The sequence below is a fragment of the Cellvibrio sp. PSBB006 genome, from assembly GCF_002162135.1.
Taxonomy (GTDB): domain Bacteria; phylum Pseudomonadota; class Gammaproteobacteria; order Pseudomonadales; family Cellvibrionaceae; genus Cellvibrio.
Genome location: NZ_CP021382.1, coordinates 2641402 through 2662637 on the forward strand (window position 1 = coordinate 2641402; position 21236 = coordinate 2662637).

The following is a 21236-nucleotide window of genomic DNA, read 5'->3' on the forward strand; positions in this document are numbered from 1 at the left end:
ATCAACAATCCATAACGAGAAGCCATTATGAATACCATGACAGCGACTTCCGACATTACCCGTCACACCCAGGTCTCCGATTGGACCAGCGTGTGCGAGGTCAGCGACCTGACACCGGATACCGGCGTTTGTGCATTGATCAATCAAAAGCAAATCGCCATTTTTCACTCGCGCCGACTGAACGAATACTTCGCCATCGGTAATTACGATCCCATCGGCGAAGCCAACGTCTTGTCGCGCGGCATCATCGGCTCCATCGGCGACGCCGTGGTAGTCGCCTCGCCCTTATATAAGCAGCATTTTAATTTGCGCACCGGTGAGTGCCTGGAAAAGCCCGAGCACACCGTACCAACTTACGCCATCCGCATTCAGGACGGCCAGGTACAAGTACACGCATAACCCGTTTCACTCGACCCCTGCCGCCGTTAACCCGGCGGCTTTTTTCCCCAGCTTCTTCGACGACTGCTTCATGAAGTCGGCCTCTGGGGCAGCCTCGGCTGCCCCACTTTTTTATGACGATACGTCAACGGTATTTCTACATTCGGCCGTGGGATAGCAAAACGTCTTTTTGCTGAAACAGAAATTCCACCACGGCACGCACGGACGGAAGTAGTCCTCTGCGGTGGGGCATTAACAGCGTTGTGGTTACTTCACCTGCGGTCCATCCCTCCAATACCTGCACAAGCCTTCCAGATAAAAGTTCAGTCATACACAATTGGCGCGGCAAGCAGGTGATGCCCAAACCATAGCTCGCCGCGTTTATCAGTGTTGTTGTGTCATTCGCCATAAAACGTGAGATGGGCGTGACCTTCGTCTTGCTACCTGTCATATGAGTGAGCGACCAACTCGACGCCGATGTCGCCGTTAGCAAACCGTGATGAGCGATAAGATCTTGAGGTGTTTTTGGCGCCCCGAATGTGTCCAGATAGGCAGGTGAGGCCACGAGAAAAACCGGGTCAACACACAGCTGTCGTTGAACCAACTCAGAATTCGGCAGCGGTGAAAAATGATCACGGACCACGATATCAAAACCTTCCTGTATCACATCAACAAAACGATCTGTCGCGTCCAGGTCTATGCGCAATTTTGGATATTTTCCCGCAAGTTCGGGCAGCAGTGGCGCCAGAAAAAGTTGCGCTGTCGGTATAGACGCGGTGATTCGCACCAATCCGTTAGGCTCTGCCATGCGACCGCGAACAATATTTTCTGCCGCTTCCGCCTCAATCAACATTGCGGCCGCGTGGCGATAAAAATCCTTGCCAGTGTCAGTCACAACAAAACGGCGCGATGTACGTTGAATCAGGCGCACACCCAGCGCATCTTCCAGCGCTGCGACACGTTTGCTGAGGGTCGCCTTTGGAATGCCAAGCTGGCGCGACGCAGGAGCAAACCCCTGGCAGTCCACCGCCTGAACAAAAAGATAAAAGTCGTTGAGGTTTCTCATCTTCGCTCACCGTCTACATTTGTAGACTTTTCGTTAACAATTTGCGATCTACTAGACCATCGTATCCCTATATAAACTTTCGACATTATTGATTGATTTGTCAACGATGGAGAAAGCAGGAATGAGCGACGTAACAATTGTGGGTCTTGGCGCTATGGGCACAGCACTGGCCGAAACACTTCTCGCCCAGAGACTAAAGGTTAATGTCTGGAACAGGTCCCCCGAAAAAGCAAAACCACTCATCGTCAAAGGTGCCAACCTATCGGTAGATATCGCGTCTGCCATAAGTACCAGTGAACTGGTGTTGATATCGGTGCTCGACTACCAAGCCGTAAAGGAAATCCTGGAGTCAGCCACGGAAGCTTTGGCCGGACGGACGATTGTCAATCTCACCAATGGCACACCATCTCAAGTGCGCGACATGGCCGCATGGGTAGAAAAATGTGGTGGCAAGTATCTCGATGGCGGCGTGATGGTGACACCAGAGTTAGTCGGCGGACCCGAAGCATTTGTATTCTATAGCGGCTCTCTCGCCGTTTATAAACAGCACCAAAAAGTGCTGGCCATGCTGGGCAACCCGGTTTATGTCGGAGAGAATTTTGCACTCGCGGCGATTTATGATCTGGCATTACTCAGTTCAATGTTTGGCATGTTCGCAGGCTACATTCATGCTGCTGCGCTCTTGCGTTCAGAAAATATACCTGTCACCGATGTCACACCGATGATCATGTCCATGCTGAAGGCGATGATTGAACTGTTCCCCCAAACTGCGCAGGAAATTGATACGGGTGTATATCCGCAGCCGAGTTCAAACAATACGATGATGGCTGCCGGGCTCAAAAATATTCTGGATGCCAGTCGTGAACAAGGCGTACAGGAAGACCTGATACAACCTATCTGGAAATTATTTCAGCGCGCTTCGACTTCAGGATTAGGTAATAAAGACATCTCCGCCCTGCCGTTATTACTACTCCGTGCTAAACCCATCATAAGCCCACCGCAGTGACTTTCTCTTTGCGCGTTCCGGGAACCTACCGCCAAAACTGATGCCTGCGTTATCAGTCCTCTGCCAAATAGTGCTGAGGGTTTGCGTTGATTCAAGGAGCAAGCCATGACGAAAGAGCACAGCGATCACGTTGATCCGGCAAATACAATCACCCTTGATAGTCATGATGCTACAAGCATTCCATCGCGACGACGGTTTATCAAAGGCGTGGGCTTGTCGAGCCTCGCCGCTGCGACGGGTGGCGCATCGATGAACACCTGGGCGCAACAAAATCCCCCCGCAACCTCACCCACCAACGCTGGTGCTGCCGCCGAAGGTAAGGTTCGCGTCGCGTTTACGGTGAACGGTCAAAAAAAACAAATCGATGTCGCACCCAATGTGATATTGCTCGATGCACTGCGCGATTACCTCGGCCTTACCGGTACCAAAAAAGGTTGCGATCACGGCCAGTGCGGCGCGTGCAATGTGCAGGTCAACGGCAAGGTGATTAATTCCTGCCTCAGCCTCGCGGTCATGCACGAGGGCGATGAGATTACCACCGTCGAAGGTCTCGGCGGTTCCGCTGGCAAACTCAGTCCATTGCAACAGGCCTTTCACGAACACGATGCATTTCAATGCGGCTATTGCACGTCCGGCCAATTGATGAGCGCCGATTTTGTGCTGCGCAATGAACAACATATTGCATCGGACGATGCGACGGTGCGCGAAGCCATGAGCGGCAACATTTGCCGTTGCGGTGCCTACAAAAATATTCTCAGCGCTATTCAATCGGCGCGCGACAAAGCTTAGGAGGTCACATGCGTAATTTCGGTTATCAACGTGCGGCCAGTGTGGATCAAGCGGTGAAAGCCCACGCGGGTCAACAGGCTTCGTTTGTGGCGGGTGGCACGACTTTGCTTGATCTGGTGAAGCTGGATGTGATGCGCCCGGAACGTATCGTCGATATCAATCCGCTGCCGTTAAAACAAGTTGAACGATTGAGCGACGGGCGTTTGAAAATTGGTGCAATGGTATCCAACGCAGACCTCGCGTGGCACCCGACGGTTAAGCAGGATTACGCAGTGTTATCCGAAGCATTATTGGCTGGCGCATCCACGTCGTTGCGCAATAAAGCCACGACTGGCGGCAATGTCATGCAGCGTGTGCGTTGCCCTTATTTTCGCGATGGCATCTCGCCGTGTAATAAACGCGAACCGGGTTCCGGTTGTTCCGCTATCGGCGGCGTTAACCGCAGTGTGCACGCCGTGCTCGGTACCAGCGATCATTGCATTGCGAGTCATCCGTCAGATATGTGTGTGGCCATGGCGGCTATCGGCGCGCGCATTCTGGTGGACGGCCCTAAAGGCAAACGCGAAATTGATTTTCTGGATTTTCATCTGCTCCCCGGTAATTCGCCGGAGAAAGAACACGCACTCGGTACCGATGAAATCATTACTCACGTTGTGCTTGATGCGCCCATCGCGGGCAGCAAATCCCATTACCTGAAACTGCGTGACCGCGCGTCCTATCAATTTGCCTTGGCATCCAGTGCCGTAATTGTTGCTACCTCCGGCGGAACTATTCAACAGGCACGCATTGCGTTAGGCGGCGTGGGCACCAAGCCCTGGCGCGCCAAAGAAGCGGAGCAAAGTCTGATCGGCCAGGCACCGACGCAGGAAAATTTTGAACGGGCAGCGCGCATTGCGTTTGAAGGCGCGCAACCGCAATCGCAAAACGCATTCAAGATTCCACTCGGCCAACAAGCCATCGTGCGCAGTCTGCTCACCGTAACTGTCTAGCGGCTTGCGCAAGGAGCCGAAGGAGATCGAACCATGAATGATTTCAAGCAAAGCGGCATGATCGGCGTCGCCAAGCCGCGCATCGACGGCCCCAAAAAACTCACCGGCCAGGCACACTACGCGGCGGACAATCGCTTCCCCGGCATGGTGTACGCCTACGGTGTGTTCAGCACCATTCCTAAAGGTCGCATTACCAAGCTCGATACTGCGCGCGCGCTGAACATGCCGGGCGTGATCGATGTGTTTCATCACAACCATTTCCCCAAGCTCTACCACTCGCCCAGCTCCATGGCACAAGAAAATCACATGGATGAAACACGCCTGCCGTTTGAAGATGATCGCGTGCATTACGCCGGACAATTTGTGGCGCTGGTGGTAGCGAATACGTTTGAAGTAGCGCGCGAAGCGGCACGTTTAGTCGATGTTCGCTACGCGGAAGACACGCCCGTCATCACATTGCAACAAGCGATGGCCAGTGGTGCGAAGATCAAACCGGACAAAGAGAATCAAAGTGCACGCGGCAAACCCAAAGCGGTTTTTCAACAAGCCACCCAACGCATTGACGTAACCTACACAACGCCGATAGAAACCCATAATCCCATGGAGATGCATGCCACCACTGCCATGTGGGATGGCAATAATTTACTGATGTACGAAGCAACCCAGGGCGTTATCTTCGCGCGCAATACCATGGCCAAAATTTTCGGTCTGCCGCCCGAACAAGTGGATGTGCGTGCGCCGTTTATTGGATCAGGTTTTGGTAATAAATTGTGGATCTGGCCCCACGCCATTGCCACTGCCGCCGCGGCGCGGGAAATTCGTCGGCCGGTGCAATTTGTTGTGCCGCGCGCGCAGATGTTTACCACCACTGGCCATCGGGCGCCCACCCATCAGCAGATTCGCATGAGCACCGATGATAAAGGTCGGCTTACGTCATTGGAGCATCACACCGTCAACACAACATCCACCATCAATACCGTGGTGGAAACGGCGGGCCGTTGCAGCAGCAGTCTTTATAGCTGCCCGAACGTGGACGTCACTCACGGCACATTGCAAGCCAATACCGGCACACCCACCGCCATGCGCGCGCCCGGCGCCGCACCGGGTTTATTTGCGTTGGAATCCGCGATCGATGAGATGGCCGAAACACTCGGCATGGACCCGCTGGAATTTCGGCGAATTAATTTCACCGATACAGATCAGAGTAATAATTTACCGTTTTCCAGCATTCATTTATTGGAAGCTTACGAACGTGGCGCTGAAAAATTTGGCTGGGCAAAACGTAATCCTAAAATCGGTTCCATGCGCGACGGCAATGACATCCTCGGCTGGGGACTCGCAGCGTGCAATTGGGAAGCAATGAAAAATGATTGTGAAGCCCGCTTGTCCTTGCGCGCCGACGGCAGCGTTTTTGTGTCCTGCGCGACCCAGGATATCGGCACCGGCACTTACACCGTTATTGCGCAAACCGCTGCCGCCATAACGGGGGTTCCTCTTGAACGTATTGACGTCGAGATCGGTGATTCCAGTTTTCCTAAAGGCCCATTGGCCGGCGGTTCCTGGGCCACCGCTACTGTCATGCCAGCGGTCGCCGAAGCCGCGAAAAATGCTATCGAAGAACTCAAGGAATATGCCGCCGATGAAGGTGGCATTTTTGCCGATGCAAAAAAAGACGCTCTGCGTTTTGAAAACGGCAAACTTATCGGCCCGAACAATCGCGCGGTGGCGTTTCCAGAAATACTGAAAGCCAAAAAACTCGCCAACGCCGACGGCACCGCCAAAACCTCTGGCAGAACCAACGAAAAATATTCCTATAAATCCTTCGGCGCGCACTTTGTCGAAGTGCGTTGGGACCCCGGCATCTCACGGCTACGCGTCTCCCGCGTTGTCAGCGCCATTGATGTGGGTCAGATCGTCAATGAAAAGACCGCGAAGAATCAGGTCGAAGGCGCCGTTGTGATGGGCATCGGCATGGCGCTGTTCGAACACACAGACTACGACACCCGCACCGGGCGGCCAGTCAACAACGACCTCGCGGAATATATGATGCCCGTCCATGCCGACCAACCGCCGGAACTGGATGTAATCTTGCTCGATCACCCGGATTACAACTTCAGCGAGTTTGGTGCGCGCGGTATCGGTGAGATCGGGATTACCGGGTTGGCGGGGGCGGTTGCCAACGCGGTGTATCATGCGACGGGCAAACGTATTCGTGATTTGCCCATTTCGTTGGAGAAATTGATGGCGGTGTGAGGGAAGCACTCACACCGCCAAGTTGATTCACACCAACTATGCGCATAGGATATACAATGATTTTTAAAAAGGTCATCGCCCGTGCAACAGGAAAACGCCCCCTCATTTGCCATCCACCAGGTTAACCTCACCGATATTTTTACGCTTCATGCCAAGCTTCCTGAAATGCGCGCGGCAGAAAGCATTGAACATTATATCAACCGAATTAAAAAACGTCCTTATTTAGCACTGGCGGCCTACGTCGATAATCAGCCTATCGGGTTCAAGTTAGGTTATGCGGAAAGTGAACAAACATTTTATAGCTGGCTCGGAGGTGTAATGCCAGATTATCGGCGAATGGGTGTAGCAAAAGCCTTGATCGACGCCCAAGAGAAATGGGCGAAATATGCTGGATACAAAACACTTAGCGTAAAATCCATGAACCGCTATCCCGGTATGTTGCGACTATTAATTGGTGCGGGTTATGTGATTGATGGATATGAAGCGAATGGCGACCCGATGGAGGCGAAGATTTTGTTCTCTAAAAATATTACCAAACCGTTAAATGTATAGTCCCCATATTTCTAATTAATACACTCATTATAATCACCAACTTGGCCCAAGGCTTGCAACTCTATCATCCGGCCTTCGGCGAGGAGCTTATTTCAAGCTATCCAATAACACGCAAGTGCTTGAGATCGCCGAGAAAAGTGTCTGACATTATTTTAAGGCGATCGCTATGGAACATATTGCAACCAGTAAAAATTTCAAAACCTTGGCAAGAATGGGATACGGTGCCAGAGGTGTGGTTTATCTGATGATCGGTGGACTGGCGTTGTTAACCGCGTTTGGAGAAGGTGGAAAAACAACGGACAGCAGGGGCGCGATTACAGAAATTATGCAGCAGCCTTTTGGTGAAATATTGCTGACGATTTTAATTATCGGATTGCTGGGCTATGTCGTGTGGCGGTTTACTCAGGCGGTGAAAGATGCGGACGGCCATGGCAATGATCCCAAAGGTCTGGCAGTGCGCAGTGGACTGTTTATCAGCGCGATCTCGCATTTATTTTTAGCTTTCTGGGCGACGATGTTATTGCTGGGTGAAGAAAGCAGTAGCGACGCCAGCGGCGGCGGTATGCAGGAAAACGGTCAGGCTTTTTTGCAAACCGATATCGGCCAGATGGTGCTCGGCATCGTCGGTTTAATTGTTATCGGCGTCGGTTTTGCGCATATGTATAAAGGCTGGCAGAGTCGCTTTGAGCGCTACATGGATATTCCCGGAAACCAACAACAATGGGCGCGACCTGTGTGCCGATTCGGTTTGATCGCGCGCGGCATTGTGTGGTGTATCGTCGGCTGGTTTTTGGCTCGCTCTGCATTGCTCGCGGGCAGTGGCGACATAAAAGGCATTGCCGAGGCGCTGGATACTTTGCGCAACACCACCTATGGAATCTGGTTATTCAGTATTGTTGCGGCCGGCCTGGTGGCGTTTGGTGTGTACAGTGTGCTGGAAGCCTTGTATCGACGAATCAATACCGATTAACACATAAGAATTACGCAAAACCATCGTTTTATCCAGAGCCGTTTCCAGAAAAACAAAGTCCGATCTAGGATTCCGCACAAGTCCATGCTTAAATTGAACGTTCGGATATACAGGGAATATCAGCAATGGTGAAGGCAATCCCTGAATCACTATAAATAAACATCGACTTGGGGATTTTTAATCATGTGGAGCCTGTTGCGGGTTTGTGCCGTGTTGGCACTGGGTTTTATTGCGTTAAATGGTTATGCAGCCGACGTTGCTATTAAAAAGTTATATAAAAGCAAATGGCTTCAATTGGAAACCGAGAACTTTATTGTCCTCACCGATGCAAAGGAAAAACAAGCCAAAGACATGGCGCTGGAGCTTGAACATTTCCGCCACTTCACCGCGTTCCTGCTGGGCTATGAACAACATCCGCTTAACCAAAAAGTCCCGGTCATCCTGGCCAAAAATAGAAGCTCATTTAAATCCATGGGCTTTTTCGACAACCTCGCTGGTATCTTTGTACAAAACCATGGCTACGTTATTTTTGCCCGCGCCGATGGTTTTAAGTCTTCCGCGCAGGGCAAAGGTAATTGGGGGCGCGCCGTGGTGTTGCATGAGCTGATGCATCTGCTGGTTAACAACTCGTCTTTGGAGTTCGCCCGCCCATTTTGGTACAACGAAGGTATTGCTGAATATTTCGGAACCTATCTGGAAAAGGACGGCCATGTCATCCTCGGGGACATGAGTGTACTTGGTGACCGGTTTTATACCATGTTGACCCGCAACGGCGGCGGTTTTGAAGGCATAGATTCAGAGTCATTACTCAAGACGCGACAAGCCGACCTGGAATTTCACGAAAAGATGAACAATCAACAAAGCCGTGAATACAGTAAATTTTATGCGCGCTCGGCAGCGGTGGTGCATTATCTCAACAGTGACCCGGCAAGGCGTCAGCAACTTTACAGATACCTCGCACTGATCGACAAGGGACATTCAGTCGATGATAGTTTTGCTTATATCTTTGAGATGTCTTATGCCGAGTTCGACAAAAATGTCGCCGACTACATATTCGGCAAATATGTCCTGGCACGCACCTTTCCTATCGGGCCGGGTGGCATTGAGTTTCCTGAAACATCCTATACCGTTAGAAAAGTGCCACAGCGGGAATCCATGGAAACCTTGTTCGGCAAGATCATGATGCTGCCCAGAAATATTGTTTCTGATGAAGACCGGGAAAATATGTATCAGGATCTTGAAAAGATCTATCCCGATTTCTTTGCGCAAAAAGAATAGCAAAAAAATATTCTCATCGGTTGACAGCACAAAAAATCGGCGTATTATCGCCAACAATTTTTCGGGCCAAGCCCATTTACCCATCACAGAGGAGTACTCGTTAATGTCTTATGTAGGAAAACAATTCGACTAACACCTTTCGAGTACTCAGGCTTGGAAGGTCATTTACAAAACCTTCCAGGTCAGGCAACTACAAAGCCCTGATCAGGTCACTGTTCAGGGCTTTTTCTTTTGGCTCCGGTTGGTTTGATTTATAGATACCCCCTATTGGTAGGTAAAGTCATGCCTGTAAAAATTGAGTTAAACAAAAACGCGAGCAACGGCATTAAGCCGGTAAAGATTTACACCAACAACATCGAGCAATCTGCGATTACGCAACTGAAACAAATCGCGCAATTACCGATTGTGCATTCACACGTTGCCGCCATGCCCGATGTTCATACCGGCATCGGTGCCACAGTGGGTTCGGTAATCCCGACACTCAACGCGATTATTCCCGCCGCCGTTGGTGTGGATATCGGTTGCGGTATGAGTGCGGTGCGGTTATCGGTGAAGTCTTCGCAACTGCCGGATAATTTATCGCCCATGCGCAGCGCCATCGAGCGCGCCGTACCGGTCGGCATGCAGGCGCATAAAACGGTGAGCGTGCGCGGGAGTGCGTGCAAACAATTGGCACCGGGTGTGGAGTGGTTATTTGAAAAACATCCGGCTGTAATGAAGATGCTCAACCAACCGCACACCATCTGGACCAAGCAACTGGGCACGCTCGGCAGCGGCAATCACTTTATTGAAGTGTGCGTCGATGAAAACAAGGATGTGTGGGTAATGTTGCATTCCGGCAGCCGTGGCATTGGCAATGCGATTGGCCGTTACTTTATCGCGCTTGCGAAAAAAGATATGGGAAAACACATCCACAACCTGCCCGACAAAGACCTCGCCTACTTCACCGAAGGCAGCGAGTATTTTGTGGATTACGTGGCCGCGGTGAATTGGGCACAGGAATACGCGCGGCTTAACCGCGATGAAATGATGGGCCTGGTGTTGCGCGCTATTGCGCCCTTCCTGCCACCGTTTCGCACGGATCGCCACGCGATAAATTGCCATCACAATTACGTCAGCCGCGAAACACATTACGGCGCGGACGTGATGGTAACGCGCAAAGGCGCCATCAGCGCACGGGACGGCGAACTGGGCATTATCCCCGGCAGCATGGGAGCCAAATCCTATATTGTTAAAGGAAAAGGCAACCCGGAATCGTTTTGTTCCTGCGCCCACGGCGCTGGCCGAACCATGAGTCGTACCGCCGCGCGCAATAAATTTCGCGTAAGCGATTTAGTACAACAAACCAAAGGCGTTGAATGCCGGAAAGATAAAGGAGTGATTGATGAAATACCCTCGGCCTACAAGGATATTGATACCGTAATGGAAAACCAGTCGGATCTGGTTGAGGTGGTGCATACGTTAAAGCAGGTTATGTGCATTAAAGGATGAGCCACACATATTCATCATGACATCGCTCCTACAGCGTGACGCAAGAGAGCGACACAAGGAAACGACCATGCAAGAACAACTAGTTGAAGAAATTATTGCCTGTTTACCGCAACACCGAAGTTTATTTTCCTACTACAAGGACCAGTACGCGGTGTATTTACTACAACGTTTATGCCAGCACGCACCGGAGGATGTAAAACGCTTGCGGCAATCCCGCTGGGGCAAGCTGCTTAACAAGCCTTTGTTGAACGATGCACTCAAGTACGCGGGCCAGGGAAAATTGGCAGCGGAACACCTGGATTATTTGTGGGCCGCCAACCCGGAGCATTATGTGCTGACACTCGGGCGCTGGGGCGAAAAGCGTCGCTATGATTGGGCACAGACCTCGCGCCCCGGTGCCAACCTGGTGTTGCAGTTAAATTTGAAAAGCGAATACGACCGAGCGTTTCAAGCCATGGCCGGTTGCACAGCCAACGACTTTACCTCGGCAGTGCATCCCTCCAGCCACAAACGCGCAGCGACACTCGCGTGGGCGCGACTGGATGTGGACTTTGTTACAGGTGAAGTGTTGATTGAAGAAATTCAATCGGATTTGATGCGCGACCTGGAAGCCGTGTATCGCGTGGCCAAGGAGCGGCCCGCCGACAGCCATGGGCAATTTTATCTGTATGGATTTATGTTTGATAAAACCAAAGCCCTGCAATACTGCGAACAGTTGTTGGCAACGCAGCGTAAGCTCTGGTCCGAAGCGATGCTCACCGCTGCACTCTGGTTTGTGCATCGGGAGCTGGGTATCAACAAGGTGTATTACCACACCTTTGATACCGGCAACGCGCTCAAAAATATTCGCTCGCGCAAACCACCGCGCTCGCTGTACACCGACTTGCCGGAGCAATTTTGCTTTCAGCAAACCGAGGAAGCACCGGCATTTATCGCCAAGGATAAAAAGGCAACACGACGACTGAAAACTATCAAAAAACCCAAGTGGTATTTGATGGCGAGTTAATACACCCACCAACAGGAGGAACCATGGTAAAGAAAATCAGCCGGTACTTACCCGGGCTTTCACTGGGTGAAACTGCGCCCGTTTCCAAGGGAACCAAACAGCCCAAACGAAACGGCCACGCCTTTCACCCGATCATGAACAAGGGCGGCGCCCACGAAAAATCCAAAGGCGCCCAACGCGCAGCGGCCAAGCAACAAACGAATCAGAAGGTTCGGGAGTGGCTTGGCCGCTCTTTTATGATTTTGAACATCGCTATCACCTTAGGCTGCCAACCGCACACAGCACAAAAATCCCATAGCTTAAGCAAAGCCAATCCAGCCGATACCGACAAATCCCTTAACGACCAAGCTTATCTTGTTCAGCTGATCAGGGAATGTTTTGGTTGTCACAGATTCTGAATTTGTAGTTACTGCCACTAAAGAAGACCTCAATGCGAAGCTTACTGTAAAGAAATAATAAGTTCTGAACCTTGCTCGCTCTGCGAGTAGAATTTCAATTAAAGGGCGTTTAAGCTCGGGGCCTTTACATCCATAAGGCACCCATAATGCATAACATAAAAATCCTGACACTAAGCCTGCTACTCACTCTTGCGCCCCTTTCCCAAGCTGATTTTGTTGATAACTTTGATGATAAATCGGTCGCGGGCTGGCAAGCGCTCACCGGTGATGGCGATGCACAATTAACACTTTTACCTATGGATGGTTTTTTACGCATGCAGATTGATGCAACAAAAGACCAACACACGATTTGGTGGACCGTCATCAAACGGGATGTCGCTCAGTCGCTGGATATGAAAAAACTCCAGAGTCCGGATTATGAGCTGCGCGTAGAAGCTCGCGTGCGCCCCAGCCATTCGCCGCGCCGGGTTAATTTTATGATTAACACGCAGCGCACAACGGACTATCACGAACACTTACGCGAGTATGACCTCGGCCAGAACGCTGATTGGCAAATTATCAGTATGACCACGCAAAAACTGGATGCAGTGGCCGGAGACCAACTTAATGTGCAATTGGGGGTCACCGATTGGGGCCCGGGAGAATACTATCTCGATATCGATTATTATCGCGCGCAAGTCGTGAAGGTGAAGGATGCGAAGCCCGATATGGGCGAGCCGCTCATTTATCATCCTCCGGTTCCCCCACTCGACGCCTTCAAACAACACATCAGCGTAAAACACGATGCCATAATTAACGCCGCCTTTCCTGCGGTTAGTTTTAATAACTGGCAGTCAGATGGTGCGCGTGTACTTACCGTGAGTGCGGGCCAATATCCACTATTGCGCTGGGATATGAAAAGCTTTCGCGGGAAAAAAGCCAATGGCGCAGGCGTACTTGAACTCACGACGCAATCAGTACAAAAAGGCGGTAATTACGTTGACGCACTCGGTGAAGATTTTGGTATTGAGTTTGATAAGGTGCGGATCATTGAAATTTTTGGTGGCGATGCAGACTGGCAACAAGCTAGCGTGACCTATGCCAATTTTACGCAAGGGAAAGAATTACAATCTTTGATTAACGGCCAAATGATATTCGATACCGACGTAGCACAAGCTAACGGAAAAACCTTTGTCACCCTGTCGCGCCCCGTTATGCAACGTTTACTCGATGGGACCACGCGCGGACTTTTGTTAAAGCCACTCGGCGCGCTGGAAGTCTCGTTTTACGACTCAGAACACGGCGATGGCAGCCAAGCGCCGACATTGCATTTTAATACTCGCGCCAAATAGAACATTCAGCCAAGTCATTCAACAACAGGCCAGCACTCCATTATAAAATGGTTAATAATGAACCCATTATTCAAGCAATTTTTAATCAGAACAGTGCTAGTTTTTTGCGTAGCAGCACTCAATGGTTGCGCTACGCCAGCGCAACATACTACCCACGAGAAAAAAATACACCCCTGGCAAATGCAGGAAATTATTCTCCTCGCCGAAAAACAATATGAGAATTATTACACCGATGTGGATGTATGGGTTCAGCTCAAGGGGCCTAAGTTCGACAAACGCGTGTACGGTTTTTGGGATGGCGACAACCGCTATGTGGTGCGTGTTGTTGCGACCGTACCGGGCGAATGGACGTGGCGCAGTGCGTCTAACCACGCTGATGATGCCGGTTTGAATAATCAGTCCGGCGCCTTCACCGCCACCGCATGGTCTGCCCGTGAAAAACAGCAAAACCCTAACCGACAGGGTTTTGTGCGTATCTCACCCAATGGCCGCGCGCTTGAATATGCCGACGGCACACCCTTCTTTATGGTCGGTGACACCTGGCTCGCAGGCACAACCTGGCGACTGCCATTTCGCAACGCACCTACCTCACCGGATTACCGCCCCGGCCCAGGCATTGGCTTTGAAGATGCTGTCGCGTTTCGCAAACAGCAGGGTTTCAATTCCGTCAGCATGATTGCCGCCTTCCCCAATTGGGATGCAGATTTAAACCCCAGCACCTTCGCCGACGCAAATGGTATTTACCTGAGGAATGCGTGGGAAAAATTCGGCTACGACGTATCGAGTGAACAGGGTACCGATGCATCGGGAGGTTTGAGTTACTGGGGCTCGTTCACAGCCAAAAGCATGCGCGATGAATACGGCCACCTGCCTTTTGCAATGTCGGAAGAACATAAAGGCGTGTCGGATTTTAACCGCATTAACCCAGCATATTTCAAAAGCCTGGACCGCAAAATGGCCTACTTATCCGAGCAGGGATTTGTGCCCTTAATTGAAACGGTGCGACGGGATGTGGGCCCGTCGTGGAATGCCTATTTCGATTTCAATGAAACCTTTGCTCGCTACACGCAATATTTAATTGCGCGCTATGGTGCGAACAATATCGTGTTTAGCGGCATTCATTTGGATTGGATTCCCGACGACTTCAGCCTGACCGCTGCACAATTTAATGAAGCCCTGACCTATCACCTAAACAAATACGGCAAGCCGCCGTTTGGCCAACCGGTTACGGCGCTGATTGATCGCTCCACCTATGAAGCCTTTGGCCACGGTGAGCAAGTACCCTGGATGACCATGCATTCCGTGGGCAACAAACCGCGCGATCATCGAGTAGGCGAAGCGCTGGAAGTGCAATTCAAACTTACACCGCCCTACCCGACCATTAATTTCGAACCTTACTACACGGGTTGGCTGCACGAAATTAATAAGCCCGCTGGCGAAGAGCCGCCCGCAAATTCCGCACGGGATAATTATTTCGCCCGCGCACAAATGTATGGCTCTGTGCTTTCCGGTGGGTTGTCTGGCCATGTGCATGGCACCGCCGCGTATGACGTAACCACCACCGGCGAACCCGCCGGTGCACGGCCACACATTTGGGATGCATTGAATTACGAGTCCGCCAATTACATGCAGCACTTGAATGCATTCATACAGTCGGAAGGCCGCCGCTATCAGGATTTGTTATTAGCGTCTGATCAGGTATCACCGCGTAAAGCGCCAGGCAGCCCGGAAAACGGGCTCGATGGCTGGTCTTACATGATGCGCACAATAGAAAAAGATTTTGCGCTGCTGTATTTTGAAAACAAATCCGTCGCACCCAGATTAAAAGGCTTCTCCCCCGGCAAGACCTACACCTTAACCTGGTTTGACCCGATAAATGGTCAATGGCAAAAAACCATTTCAATCACGGCAGACAGCGAAGGCAATATCGATATACCGGGTTTTCCGCAAAATGAAAAAATTGCCAGCCGCGATTGGGCAGCAAAAATTCTGCTTTAAGTTTGCAGCATAGCGAAAGCTTCGGCTTTCGCTACCGCGCGGCCACAAGCGGATATTTATTAGAGATAGAAATTTGAATGAGCTGTTATGCAATTTAGCCTTCCCTAGCTCTAGTGAACAATCCTAAGCCATTTCGCGACATATGAATTTAAACGAGAATGTGGAGACTCATTTCCTGAATCAAATTGAGGGGATTGTGTCCCACCAATTCTATTCATGCACGTGACTTTTGGCCGACAGTCCCGAGCCTGCCTCCATTTTTACAGCAAAACCAACACACCTACGGTAGTGTCACCTCACCGGCCAGTTAGTCTATTAGAGAAGTGGCAATCTTCATTCCGACATCACGTAGTAATTGAGCAGCATCAGGAAAACTACTATTTGAAACCACAGAAATAGCCAAGTTATGTGTTGGGAAAATTATCATCCAATTTTGAGTGCTCTCAACACCTCCATGGTGAATGATGTAAGTACCGAGTCTCTCATCCTTCGCGACTATCCAAAAAAAAGCTAAATATTCGCTGTCTGTTACATCAAATAGTCGTTTGTGTGACAAGGCAATTACCGGCAGGTCTTCCTGTAACTGCAGCTTCATATAGTTAATCAAGTCAGCCATGGTTGACTTTACGAAACCTCTACCTCCCCAGAGTTTATTGGGAACCACATGGGGCTTTGCGACCTCATTTTTGTCGTCATATCCGTAGGCAAAAAAAGGGATTTGTGCTTTAGATAAATTAACCTGGGTATTCAACATGCCCGCTTTTTCTCTCAGGGTTTGTTTAAGAAGCGTATCGAATGATTTGTGATAGACCTGCGTTAAAATATAACTTAAGAGTTCTGCACCGACACCAGAATAATGGAACTGCCCCTTTAAAGTAGACGTATCAAATTTATCTATTGCTGTGATGAATGATTGTTTGCTCACGGTTTTCTCCGCAAGGCCTAATTGTTCGATATCTTTTGGTAATCCCGATGTGTGAGTTAACAGTTGCCGGATGGTAATTGGCTGTGAGGCAGTACTAACTTTATCTAACTGATTATTAATATAAAAATTAACATTTTCATTCAGCGATAGCTTACCTTCCTCAACGGCATAAGCTGCGAGTAGCCCCACCATGGTTTTACTTACAGAGCCAAGCTCATAAATGGTTTGATCGATCGGTTTATTACCTTGTTTTTTTGTCAGCTCTCCATAGTGTCCCGTAACGCTGTTCCCATCACTAACGACACCAATGGAAACGGAAGTAAAACGCTTGTCTTGCAACAAGTGTTCAGCTTGCTTTTTGATCGCCAATTCAATGTTCTCTTGAGTGCCTATCGCATAAGTATTGCAAGACAAGCTGATTAAAAAGCACGCGATACTGAATAATTTATGCATTATATATTCACCTTTGTGTTGGTTCTTGAAACTCTAGACTTGTTGTAAAGGTGATGATATTAGGGAGTTTTGGTGATGTGTTCGACCGAATAAAAAAGTCGGTCGCCATATAAATCAATAACTTAGGATTGTTGAAAAATTGCGGGTAATTTTTGTTGGCGATATTGAGATGGAGTCATCTGCATATGCTTTTTGAAGGCAGTATTAAATGAAGACTTCGAATTGAAACCTGATTTCAGCAATATATCCAAAACCGTTTTCTCACTACAATCTGGAGAAGCCAACATTTCACAGGCCGCTGCAATTCGGTAGCCATTGATAAAGTCAAAGAAGTGGCGACCCAAATGATGATTAAGTGCCGATGAGATGTCTTGAGCAACAATACCCACTGCCTCCGCCAAAGTATCAATATTCAGCGTTGGATTTAAATAGGGTTTTTGTGATTGCATGTGAAGCTCAAGTTTTGCCAGTATCTCTGATGCCTGCCCGATCGGGATTTTTTTATTGTCTGCGGGAAATCTAACCTTCTCTAGCTGCGAGCTAATCCCCTTAAACAACTCTGGCTTGTGAAGTGCTTGCCACAAGATCCAGCATGAAAAGCCCAGCCCCGCTAGCATCATGATTGGTGTTATTACGTTAAGCGCATTCTGGAACTCTGTAAATTTAACCACATTCCGAATTAAGGCCAGCGCAAAGCTCACCAGGAAAAAGGCCATAAAATGGCTCAGCCATTGTTTGTTGAGTTTCAATTCATCTGAATAGCTGTTGAGAATAGTGAGCTTATTGCGTCTAATCACGATGAAAATTAACGCAAGATATATTGCCATCTGAATATATTGAAATATATGGACAAAAAGCAGCTCGAATGAAGGCTGCAAATTATTATTAATCTGTAATTTTAAAGCCGTATCCTCGACCACATAAAAACGAGGCATAAATGTAAGAACAATTATTATAAATGGCAGTGTATGCGCCCAATCTTTCGCCTTAAAACGAAAATCAGTATGTAAAACAGAGCGCACATAAAAGTAAAGCGTCGGCGCCAGCAATGCCGATAGATTACATCGAAGCATCTCAAGATTAAGATGCTCATTATAAAAATTGATAAAAACGAAGTTGCTGATATCGAGGTTAAAGATAACAAAGTAAAAAGCCAGGATGCGGTTGCTGATCAGATTTCCAGAGCGAATGCTCAGCAAAAATAGTGCTGCAAAGAAGTTAATGAAAAGCTGGAGCAACGCAAGTTCATGAGACATGGAATGTTAGCAAATCATGGTGAATTGAAGCCGGATGATACACCATATATTAAAAACTTAAAGTGCCAGCGAGCACTGTATAGACTGAACTATAGAGGTAGCTTTGCCCCCGCGAACAACTTGACGTAATGAATAACGTTTAAGCCAATATATTGAGGTCAAAAAGTAAAAAGATGGCGCTTATATTACATCTTTTATAAGCGATTCCAGGGAATAAAAACTGTTTTCGAGTTAGTTGAATAAAGACATTGGAGTAAAAAATAATAGGGAGCAGAGTAAAATTGGCAAAAGGTCCGCTCTTGGCCGAGACTGTGTGAAAACTCATAATAAGTTAAAATAAACTAGTCTCTTCAGCGGAGAAAAGCAATGAGTCGGTTTATAAAAAGTGCGGATCGATTTCAAAGTATTCTGTTTCCCGAAACGCTTGATGATTATATTGAAGAAGAAAATCCTGTCCGGATAATTGAAGCTTTTATTGAAGGACTAGATCTCTCCCAGCTTGGATTTCAAAGAACCAAGCCTCACACCACTGGTCGCCCTGGCTACGATCCTGCAATATTGTTAAAAATCTATGTGTATGGTTATCTGAATCAAATCCAATCCAGTCGAAGATTGGAAAGAGAAGCACAGCGTAATGTTGAATTGATGTGGCTAACTGGCCGACTAGCTCCAGATTTCAAAACTATTGCAGATTTCCGAAAAGACAATGGCTCGGCAGTACGTGCTGCTTGTCGTGAGTTTATTGTGTTATGTAGAAAGTTAAAGCTGTTCACCAAATCAACAGTTGCGATTGATGGTAGCAAGTTTAAAGCAGTGAATAGCCGGGATAAGAACTTCACTGAAGCCAAAATAAAGCATCGAATTGAAGAAATAGAACAGAATATTTCACGCTATCTTTTGCAAATGGATGCTGCTGATCGAGCCGAGCCTGAAGCTTCTGCCCTCAGAAAAATAAGGCTTCGGGGCAAAATTGAAGCCCTGAAAGAGGCTGCACGAAAAATAAAAGGCGTTGAGCTGCAACTACAACATTCCGATGAAAAACAAGTATCCCTTACCGATCCGGATGCTCGGTCTATGAAAACAAGGGGAACCGGGATAGTCGGTTACAATGTTCAAGCTGCCGTAGATAGTGAAAACCACCTAATAATTGCGCATGAAGTTACCAACAATGGTAGTGATAGAAGCCAGCTGCATTCTATGGCAGTAAAAGCACGCAATGAAATAGGGAGGAAAAAGATAGAGGTTGTTGCTGACCGTGGTTATTTTAATGGAGAAGAAATTGTCGCTTGCGAGAAAGATAAAATAAAAGTATTTCTCCCCAAGCCTCAAACATCCCCAAATCCTATAAAAGGGTTATTTGGTAGAGAAGAGTTTAATTATTTGGAATCAGTAAACGAATACCGTTGTCCGGCTGGTGAGCGCCTAATTTGGCGATTCACCTCGGAAGAAAGAGGTCAGATTCTTCATTGTTATTGGAGTTCCAACTGTCAAAGCTGCGAACTAAAAAAACAATGCACTACAGGGAAACATCGACGCATAAGGCGCTGGGAGCACGAATCCGTATTGGAAGCAGTTCAGCTAAGGCTAGAACGTGATCCAGATAAAATGAAGGTGCGTCGGTCAACGGTGGAACACACTTTTGGTACATTAAAAGCATGGATGGGATCTACGCACTTTTTAACAAAAACGTTACCTAATGTGAAAACTGAAATGAGTTTGCATGTGCTTTCATATAACATTAAGAGAATGATAAAAATTCTTGGTGTTAAAGCACTGATTTCGGCCATTGAGGCTTAGGTTTTTTTGAAATATATATATTTCTATCTTAAGAATAATTTTTAGTGAAAGAATACCTATTTAAGAATTCAAATGAATGAAAAATATCTGTGGATACGCTTTTCACTAAAAGCTAGTATTCTTAGTTTTCACACAGCCTCGGCCGTTATGTGCCAGTCGAAATGCAGCAACAGCATAATCGCCAAATAACGTAGGTCTGCCTTGTATAACGGGCATTTGTTTCAACCGGTTCTTGTTAAGTAGTGGCCAATTAATAAAGCCTATTAGGACTGAAGGGTGGCGATTGATACTAATCGCTTTTCTGGAGCTCATTAGGTTGCACGTGATAAACCCTTGTCTACCAAACAATAGGATTAACTGAATGTTCACAAGACGCGACTTTTTGATCACATCCATGGCAGCGAGCTCACTTCTAGCTATGCCTGCTGCCGCAGAGCCAGCTACACGTCGCTTTGATGCCGCCGAGCGGCTTCGGGCGTTAGAAGTGGGACACGCGCGCCTCGGCGTTTGTTTCCTTGACACAGTTACCGGTGAAATCAGCGGTAACCGCATTGAGGAACGCTTTGCTATGTGTTCGACGTTCAAGCTGGCAATGGTTGCCGCCTGCCTGCGCGAGGCAGACAACGGGCGCTTGAACCTGGAGGAGATACTGCCCTATTCAGAGGCAGATCTTCTACCCTGGGCACCGGTCACGAGAAAGCATCTCGCCAAGGGCGGGCTGAGTATTGCCACTTTGGCGCAAGCGGCTCAAGAAATGAGCGATGGCGTTGCCGCCAACCTTTTGGTTAAGCGCCTAGGCGGTCCTAACGCAGTCACCACGAAGTTCAGAGAAATGGGTGATACGGTGACCCGCCTTGATCGCTATGAGCCGGATCTAGGCTTGGTTCTTTCTGCCGATACTCGCGACACCACCTCACCTCTTGCTTATGCGGAGCTTGTCAGGCAAATTCTGACTGGCAGTATTTTACGGCGCGATTCGCGCGAACAACTTCTGGAGTGGACGCGAAATACAGCCACGGGTGCTAGACGGTTGCGAGCCGGCCTTCCCCCCGAATGGCGTACTGGGAACAAGACCGGGACTGGGCGTGACGAGGGGACGACCAACAAGTGCAATGACGTCGCTATTACTTTTCCGCCCAGCAAGAACCCAATCATCATTGCGGCCTATTTCGACAGCGGCGAGTACACGGAAAAGATAGAGGAGAGGCATGACGCTGTCCTCGCTGAAGTGGGAAAGATTGCTGCCGAATGGGCGATAAGTTAGTCGCGCCGATCAGTTTTCCGTTGATTCTAAATTCGA

Annotated in this window: 18 protein-coding genes; 15 read left to right on the forward strand and 3 right to left on the reverse strand. The window is 48.8% G+C overall.

Annotated features, from left to right (window positions below):
* Positions 1–27: 27 nt before the first annotated feature.
* Positions 28–399 carry a nitrite reductase small subunit NirD gene (gene nirD, locus CBR65_RS10995; protein WP_087466893.1) on the forward strand — a complete coding sequence of 124 codons (372 nt, stop codon included), beginning with the start codon at positions 28–30 and terminating at the stop codon, positions 397–399.
* A 136-nt stretch (positions 400–535) separates the two neighbouring features.
* On the opposite strand, the gene CBR65_RS11000 is transcribed toward nirD, so the two are convergent.
* Positions 536–1444 carry a LysR substrate-binding domain-containing protein gene (locus tag CBR65_RS11000; RefSeq protein ID WP_087466894.1) on the reverse strand — a complete coding sequence of 303 codons (909 nt, stop codon included), beginning with the start codon at positions 1442–1444 and terminating at the stop codon, positions 536–538.
* Between the two features lie 121 nt (positions 1445–1565).
* Between CBR65_RS11000 and CBR65_RS11005 the strand changes: the two genes are divergently transcribed.
* The 12 genes from CBR65_RS11005 (at position 1566) to CBR65_RS11060 (ending at position 15505) form a co-directional block, all read left to right on the forward strand.
* Positions 1566–2450, forward strand: a complete 885-nt coding sequence (locus tag CBR65_RS11005) for an NAD(P)-dependent oxidoreductase (RefSeq protein ID WP_157672040.1) — start codon at positions 1566–1568, stop codon at positions 2448–2450.
* Between the two features lie 105 nt (positions 2451–2555).
* Positions 2556–3239 (forward strand): (2Fe-2S)-binding protein, encoded by a 684-nt coding sequence (locus CBR65_RS11010; RefSeq protein WP_087466896.1) that lies wholly within the window; start codon positions 2556–2558, stop codon positions 3237–3239.
* An 8-nt stretch (positions 3240–3247) separates the two neighbouring features.
* Positions 3248–4228 carry a xanthine dehydrogenase family protein subunit M gene (locus tag CBR65_RS11015; RefSeq protein ID WP_087466897.1) on the forward strand — a complete coding sequence of 327 codons (981 nt, stop codon included), beginning with the start codon at positions 3248–3250 and terminating at the stop codon, positions 4226–4228.
* Between the two features lie 33 nt (positions 4229–4261).
* Positions 4262–6481, forward strand: a complete 2220-nt coding sequence (locus CBR65_RS11020) for a xanthine dehydrogenase family protein molybdopterin-binding subunit (RefSeq protein ID WP_087466898.1) — start codon at positions 4262–4264, stop codon at positions 6479–6481.
* 81 nt (positions 6482–6562) lie between these two features.
* Entirely contained in the window at positions 6563–7033 is a 471-nt protein-coding gene (locus CBR65_RS11025) for a GNAT family N-acetyltransferase (RefSeq protein WP_198300715.1), read from the forward strand.
* A gap of 166 nt (positions 7034–7199) precedes the next feature.
* Positions 7200–8003, forward strand: coding sequence for a DUF1206 domain-containing protein (locus CBR65_RS11030; protein WP_087466899.1), 804 nt, complete (start codon positions 7200–7202; stop codon positions 8001–8003).
* 183 nt (positions 8004–8186) lie between these two features.
* Positions 8187–9281 (forward strand): hypothetical protein, encoded by a 1095-nt coding sequence (locus tag CBR65_RS11035; RefSeq protein ID WP_087466900.1) that lies wholly within the window; start codon positions 8187–8189, stop codon positions 9279–9281.
* A 282-nt stretch (positions 9282–9563) separates the two neighbouring features.
* Positions 9564–10772, forward strand: coding sequence for an RtcB family protein (locus tag CBR65_RS11040; protein WP_087466901.1), 1209 nt, complete (start codon positions 9564–9566; stop codon positions 10770–10772).
* Between the two features lie 67 nt (positions 10773–10839).
* Positions 10840–11778, forward strand: a complete 939-nt coding sequence (locus CBR65_RS11045) for a hypothetical protein (protein WP_087466902.1) — start codon at positions 10840–10842, stop codon at positions 11776–11778.
* Between the two features lie 23 nt (positions 11779–11801).
* Positions 11802–12176 (forward strand): hypothetical protein, encoded by a 375-nt coding sequence (locus CBR65_RS11050; RefSeq protein ID WP_087466903.1) that lies wholly within the window; start codon positions 11802–11804, stop codon positions 12174–12176.
* A gap of 146 nt (positions 12177–12322) precedes the next feature.
* Complete coding sequence (locus CBR65_RS11055) at positions 12323–13507, forward strand: hypothetical protein (RefSeq protein WP_087466904.1); 1185 nt, start codon at positions 12323–12325, stop codon at positions 13505–13507.
* Positions 13508–13564: 57 nt separating this feature from the next.
* Positions 13565–15505, forward strand: a complete 1941-nt coding sequence (locus CBR65_RS11060) for a DUF5060 domain-containing protein (RefSeq protein WP_087466905.1) — start codon at positions 13565–13567, stop codon at positions 15503–15505.
* 307 nt (positions 15506–15812) lie between these two features.
* On the opposite strand, the gene CBR65_RS11065 is transcribed toward CBR65_RS11060, so the two are convergent.
* Both CBR65_RS11065 and CBR65_RS11070 read right to left on the reverse strand, forming a co-directional pair.
* Positions 15813–16883 (reverse strand): serine hydrolase, encoded by a 1071-nt coding sequence (locus CBR65_RS11065; RefSeq protein ID WP_087466906.1) that lies wholly within the window; start codon positions 16881–16883, stop codon positions 15813–15815.
* A gap of 122 nt (positions 16884–17005) precedes the next feature.
* Positions 17006–18139 (reverse strand): helix-turn-helix domain-containing protein, encoded by a 1134-nt coding sequence (locus CBR65_RS11070; protein WP_087466907.1) that lies wholly within the window; start codon positions 18137–18139, stop codon positions 17006–17008.
* A gap of 366 nt (positions 18140–18505) precedes the next feature.
* On the opposite strand from CBR65_RS11070, the gene CBR65_RS11075 reads away from it, so the two are divergent.
* Both CBR65_RS11075 and bla read left to right on the forward strand, forming a co-directional pair.
* Entirely contained in the window at positions 18506–19936 is a 1431-nt protein-coding gene (locus tag CBR65_RS11075; protein WP_087466908.1) for an IS1182 family transposase, read from the forward strand.
* A gap of 361 nt (positions 19937–20297) precedes the next feature.
* Positions 20298–21200: a class A beta-lactamase gene (gene bla, locus CBR65_RS11080; protein ID WP_087466909.1), complete on the forward strand. Its 903-nt coding sequence runs from the start codon at positions 20298–20300 to the stop codon at positions 21198–21200.
* The last annotated feature ends 36 nt before the right edge of the window (positions 21201–21236 follow it).

What these genes read in the sequence shown, in the direction of transcription:
- nirD (WP_087466893.1), top strand. Translation starts at nt 28, where the DNA reads ATGAATACCATGACAGCGACTTCCGACATTACCCGTCACACCCAGGTC.
- CBR65_RS11000 (WP_087466894.1), bottom strand. Translation starts at nt 1,444, where the DNA reads ATGAGAAACCTCAACGACTTTTATCTTTTTGTTCAGGCGGTGGACTGC.
- CBR65_RS11005 (WP_157672040.1), top strand. Translation starts at nt 1,566, where the DNA reads ATGAGCGACGTAACAATTGTGGGTCTTGGCGCTATGGGCACAGCACTG.
- CBR65_RS11010 (WP_087466896.1), top strand. Translation starts at nt 2,556, where the DNA reads ATGACGAAAGAGCACAGCGATCACGTTGATCCGGCAAATACAATCACC.
- CBR65_RS11015 (WP_087466897.1), top strand. Translation starts at nt 3,248, where the DNA reads ATGCGTAATTTCGGTTATCAACGTGCGGCCAGTGTGGATCAAGCGGTG.
- CBR65_RS11020 (WP_087466898.1), top strand. Translation starts at nt 4,262, where the DNA reads ATGAATGATTTCAAGCAAAGCGGCATGATCGGCGTCGCCAAGCCGCGC.
- CBR65_RS11030 (WP_087466899.1), top strand. Translation starts at nt 7,200, where the DNA reads ATGGAACATATTGCAACCAGTAAAAATTTCAAAACCTTGGCAAGAATG.
- CBR65_RS11035 (WP_087466900.1), top strand. Translation starts at nt 8,187, where the DNA reads ATGTGGAGCCTGTTGCGGGTTTGTGCCGTGTTGGCACTGGGTTTTATT.
- CBR65_RS11040 (WP_087466901.1), top strand. Translation starts at nt 9,564, where the DNA reads ATGCCTGTAAAAATTGAGTTAAACAAAAACGCGAGCAACGGCATTAAG.
- CBR65_RS11045 (WP_087466902.1), top strand. Translation starts at nt 10,840, where the DNA reads ATGCAAGAACAACTAGTTGAAGAAATTATTGCCTGTTTACCGCAACAC.
- CBR65_RS11050 (WP_087466903.1), top strand. Translation starts at nt 11,802, where the DNA reads ATGGTAAAGAAAATCAGCCGGTACTTACCCGGGCTTTCACTGGGTGAA.
- CBR65_RS11055 (WP_087466904.1), top strand. Translation starts at nt 12,323, where the DNA reads ATGCATAACATAAAAATCCTGACACTAAGCCTGCTACTCACTCTTGCG.
- CBR65_RS11060 (WP_087466905.1), top strand. Translation starts at nt 13,565, where the DNA reads ATGAACCCATTATTCAAGCAATTTTTAATCAGAACAGTGCTAGTTTTT.
- CBR65_RS11065 (WP_087466906.1), bottom strand. Translation starts at nt 16,883, where the DNA reads ATGCATAAATTATTCAGTATCGCGTGCTTTTTAATCAGCTTGTCTTGC.
- CBR65_RS11070 (WP_087466907.1), bottom strand. Translation starts at nt 18,139, where the DNA reads ATGTCTCATGAACTTGCGTTGCTCCAGCTTTTCATTAACTTCTTTGCA.
- CBR65_RS11075 (WP_087466908.1), top strand. Translation starts at nt 18,506, where the DNA reads ATGAGTCGGTTTATAAAAAGTGCGGATCGATTTCAAAGTATTCTGTTT.
- bla (WP_087466909.1), top strand. Translation starts at nt 20,298, where the DNA reads ATGTTCACAAGACGCGACTTTTTGATCACATCCATGGCAGCGAGCTCA.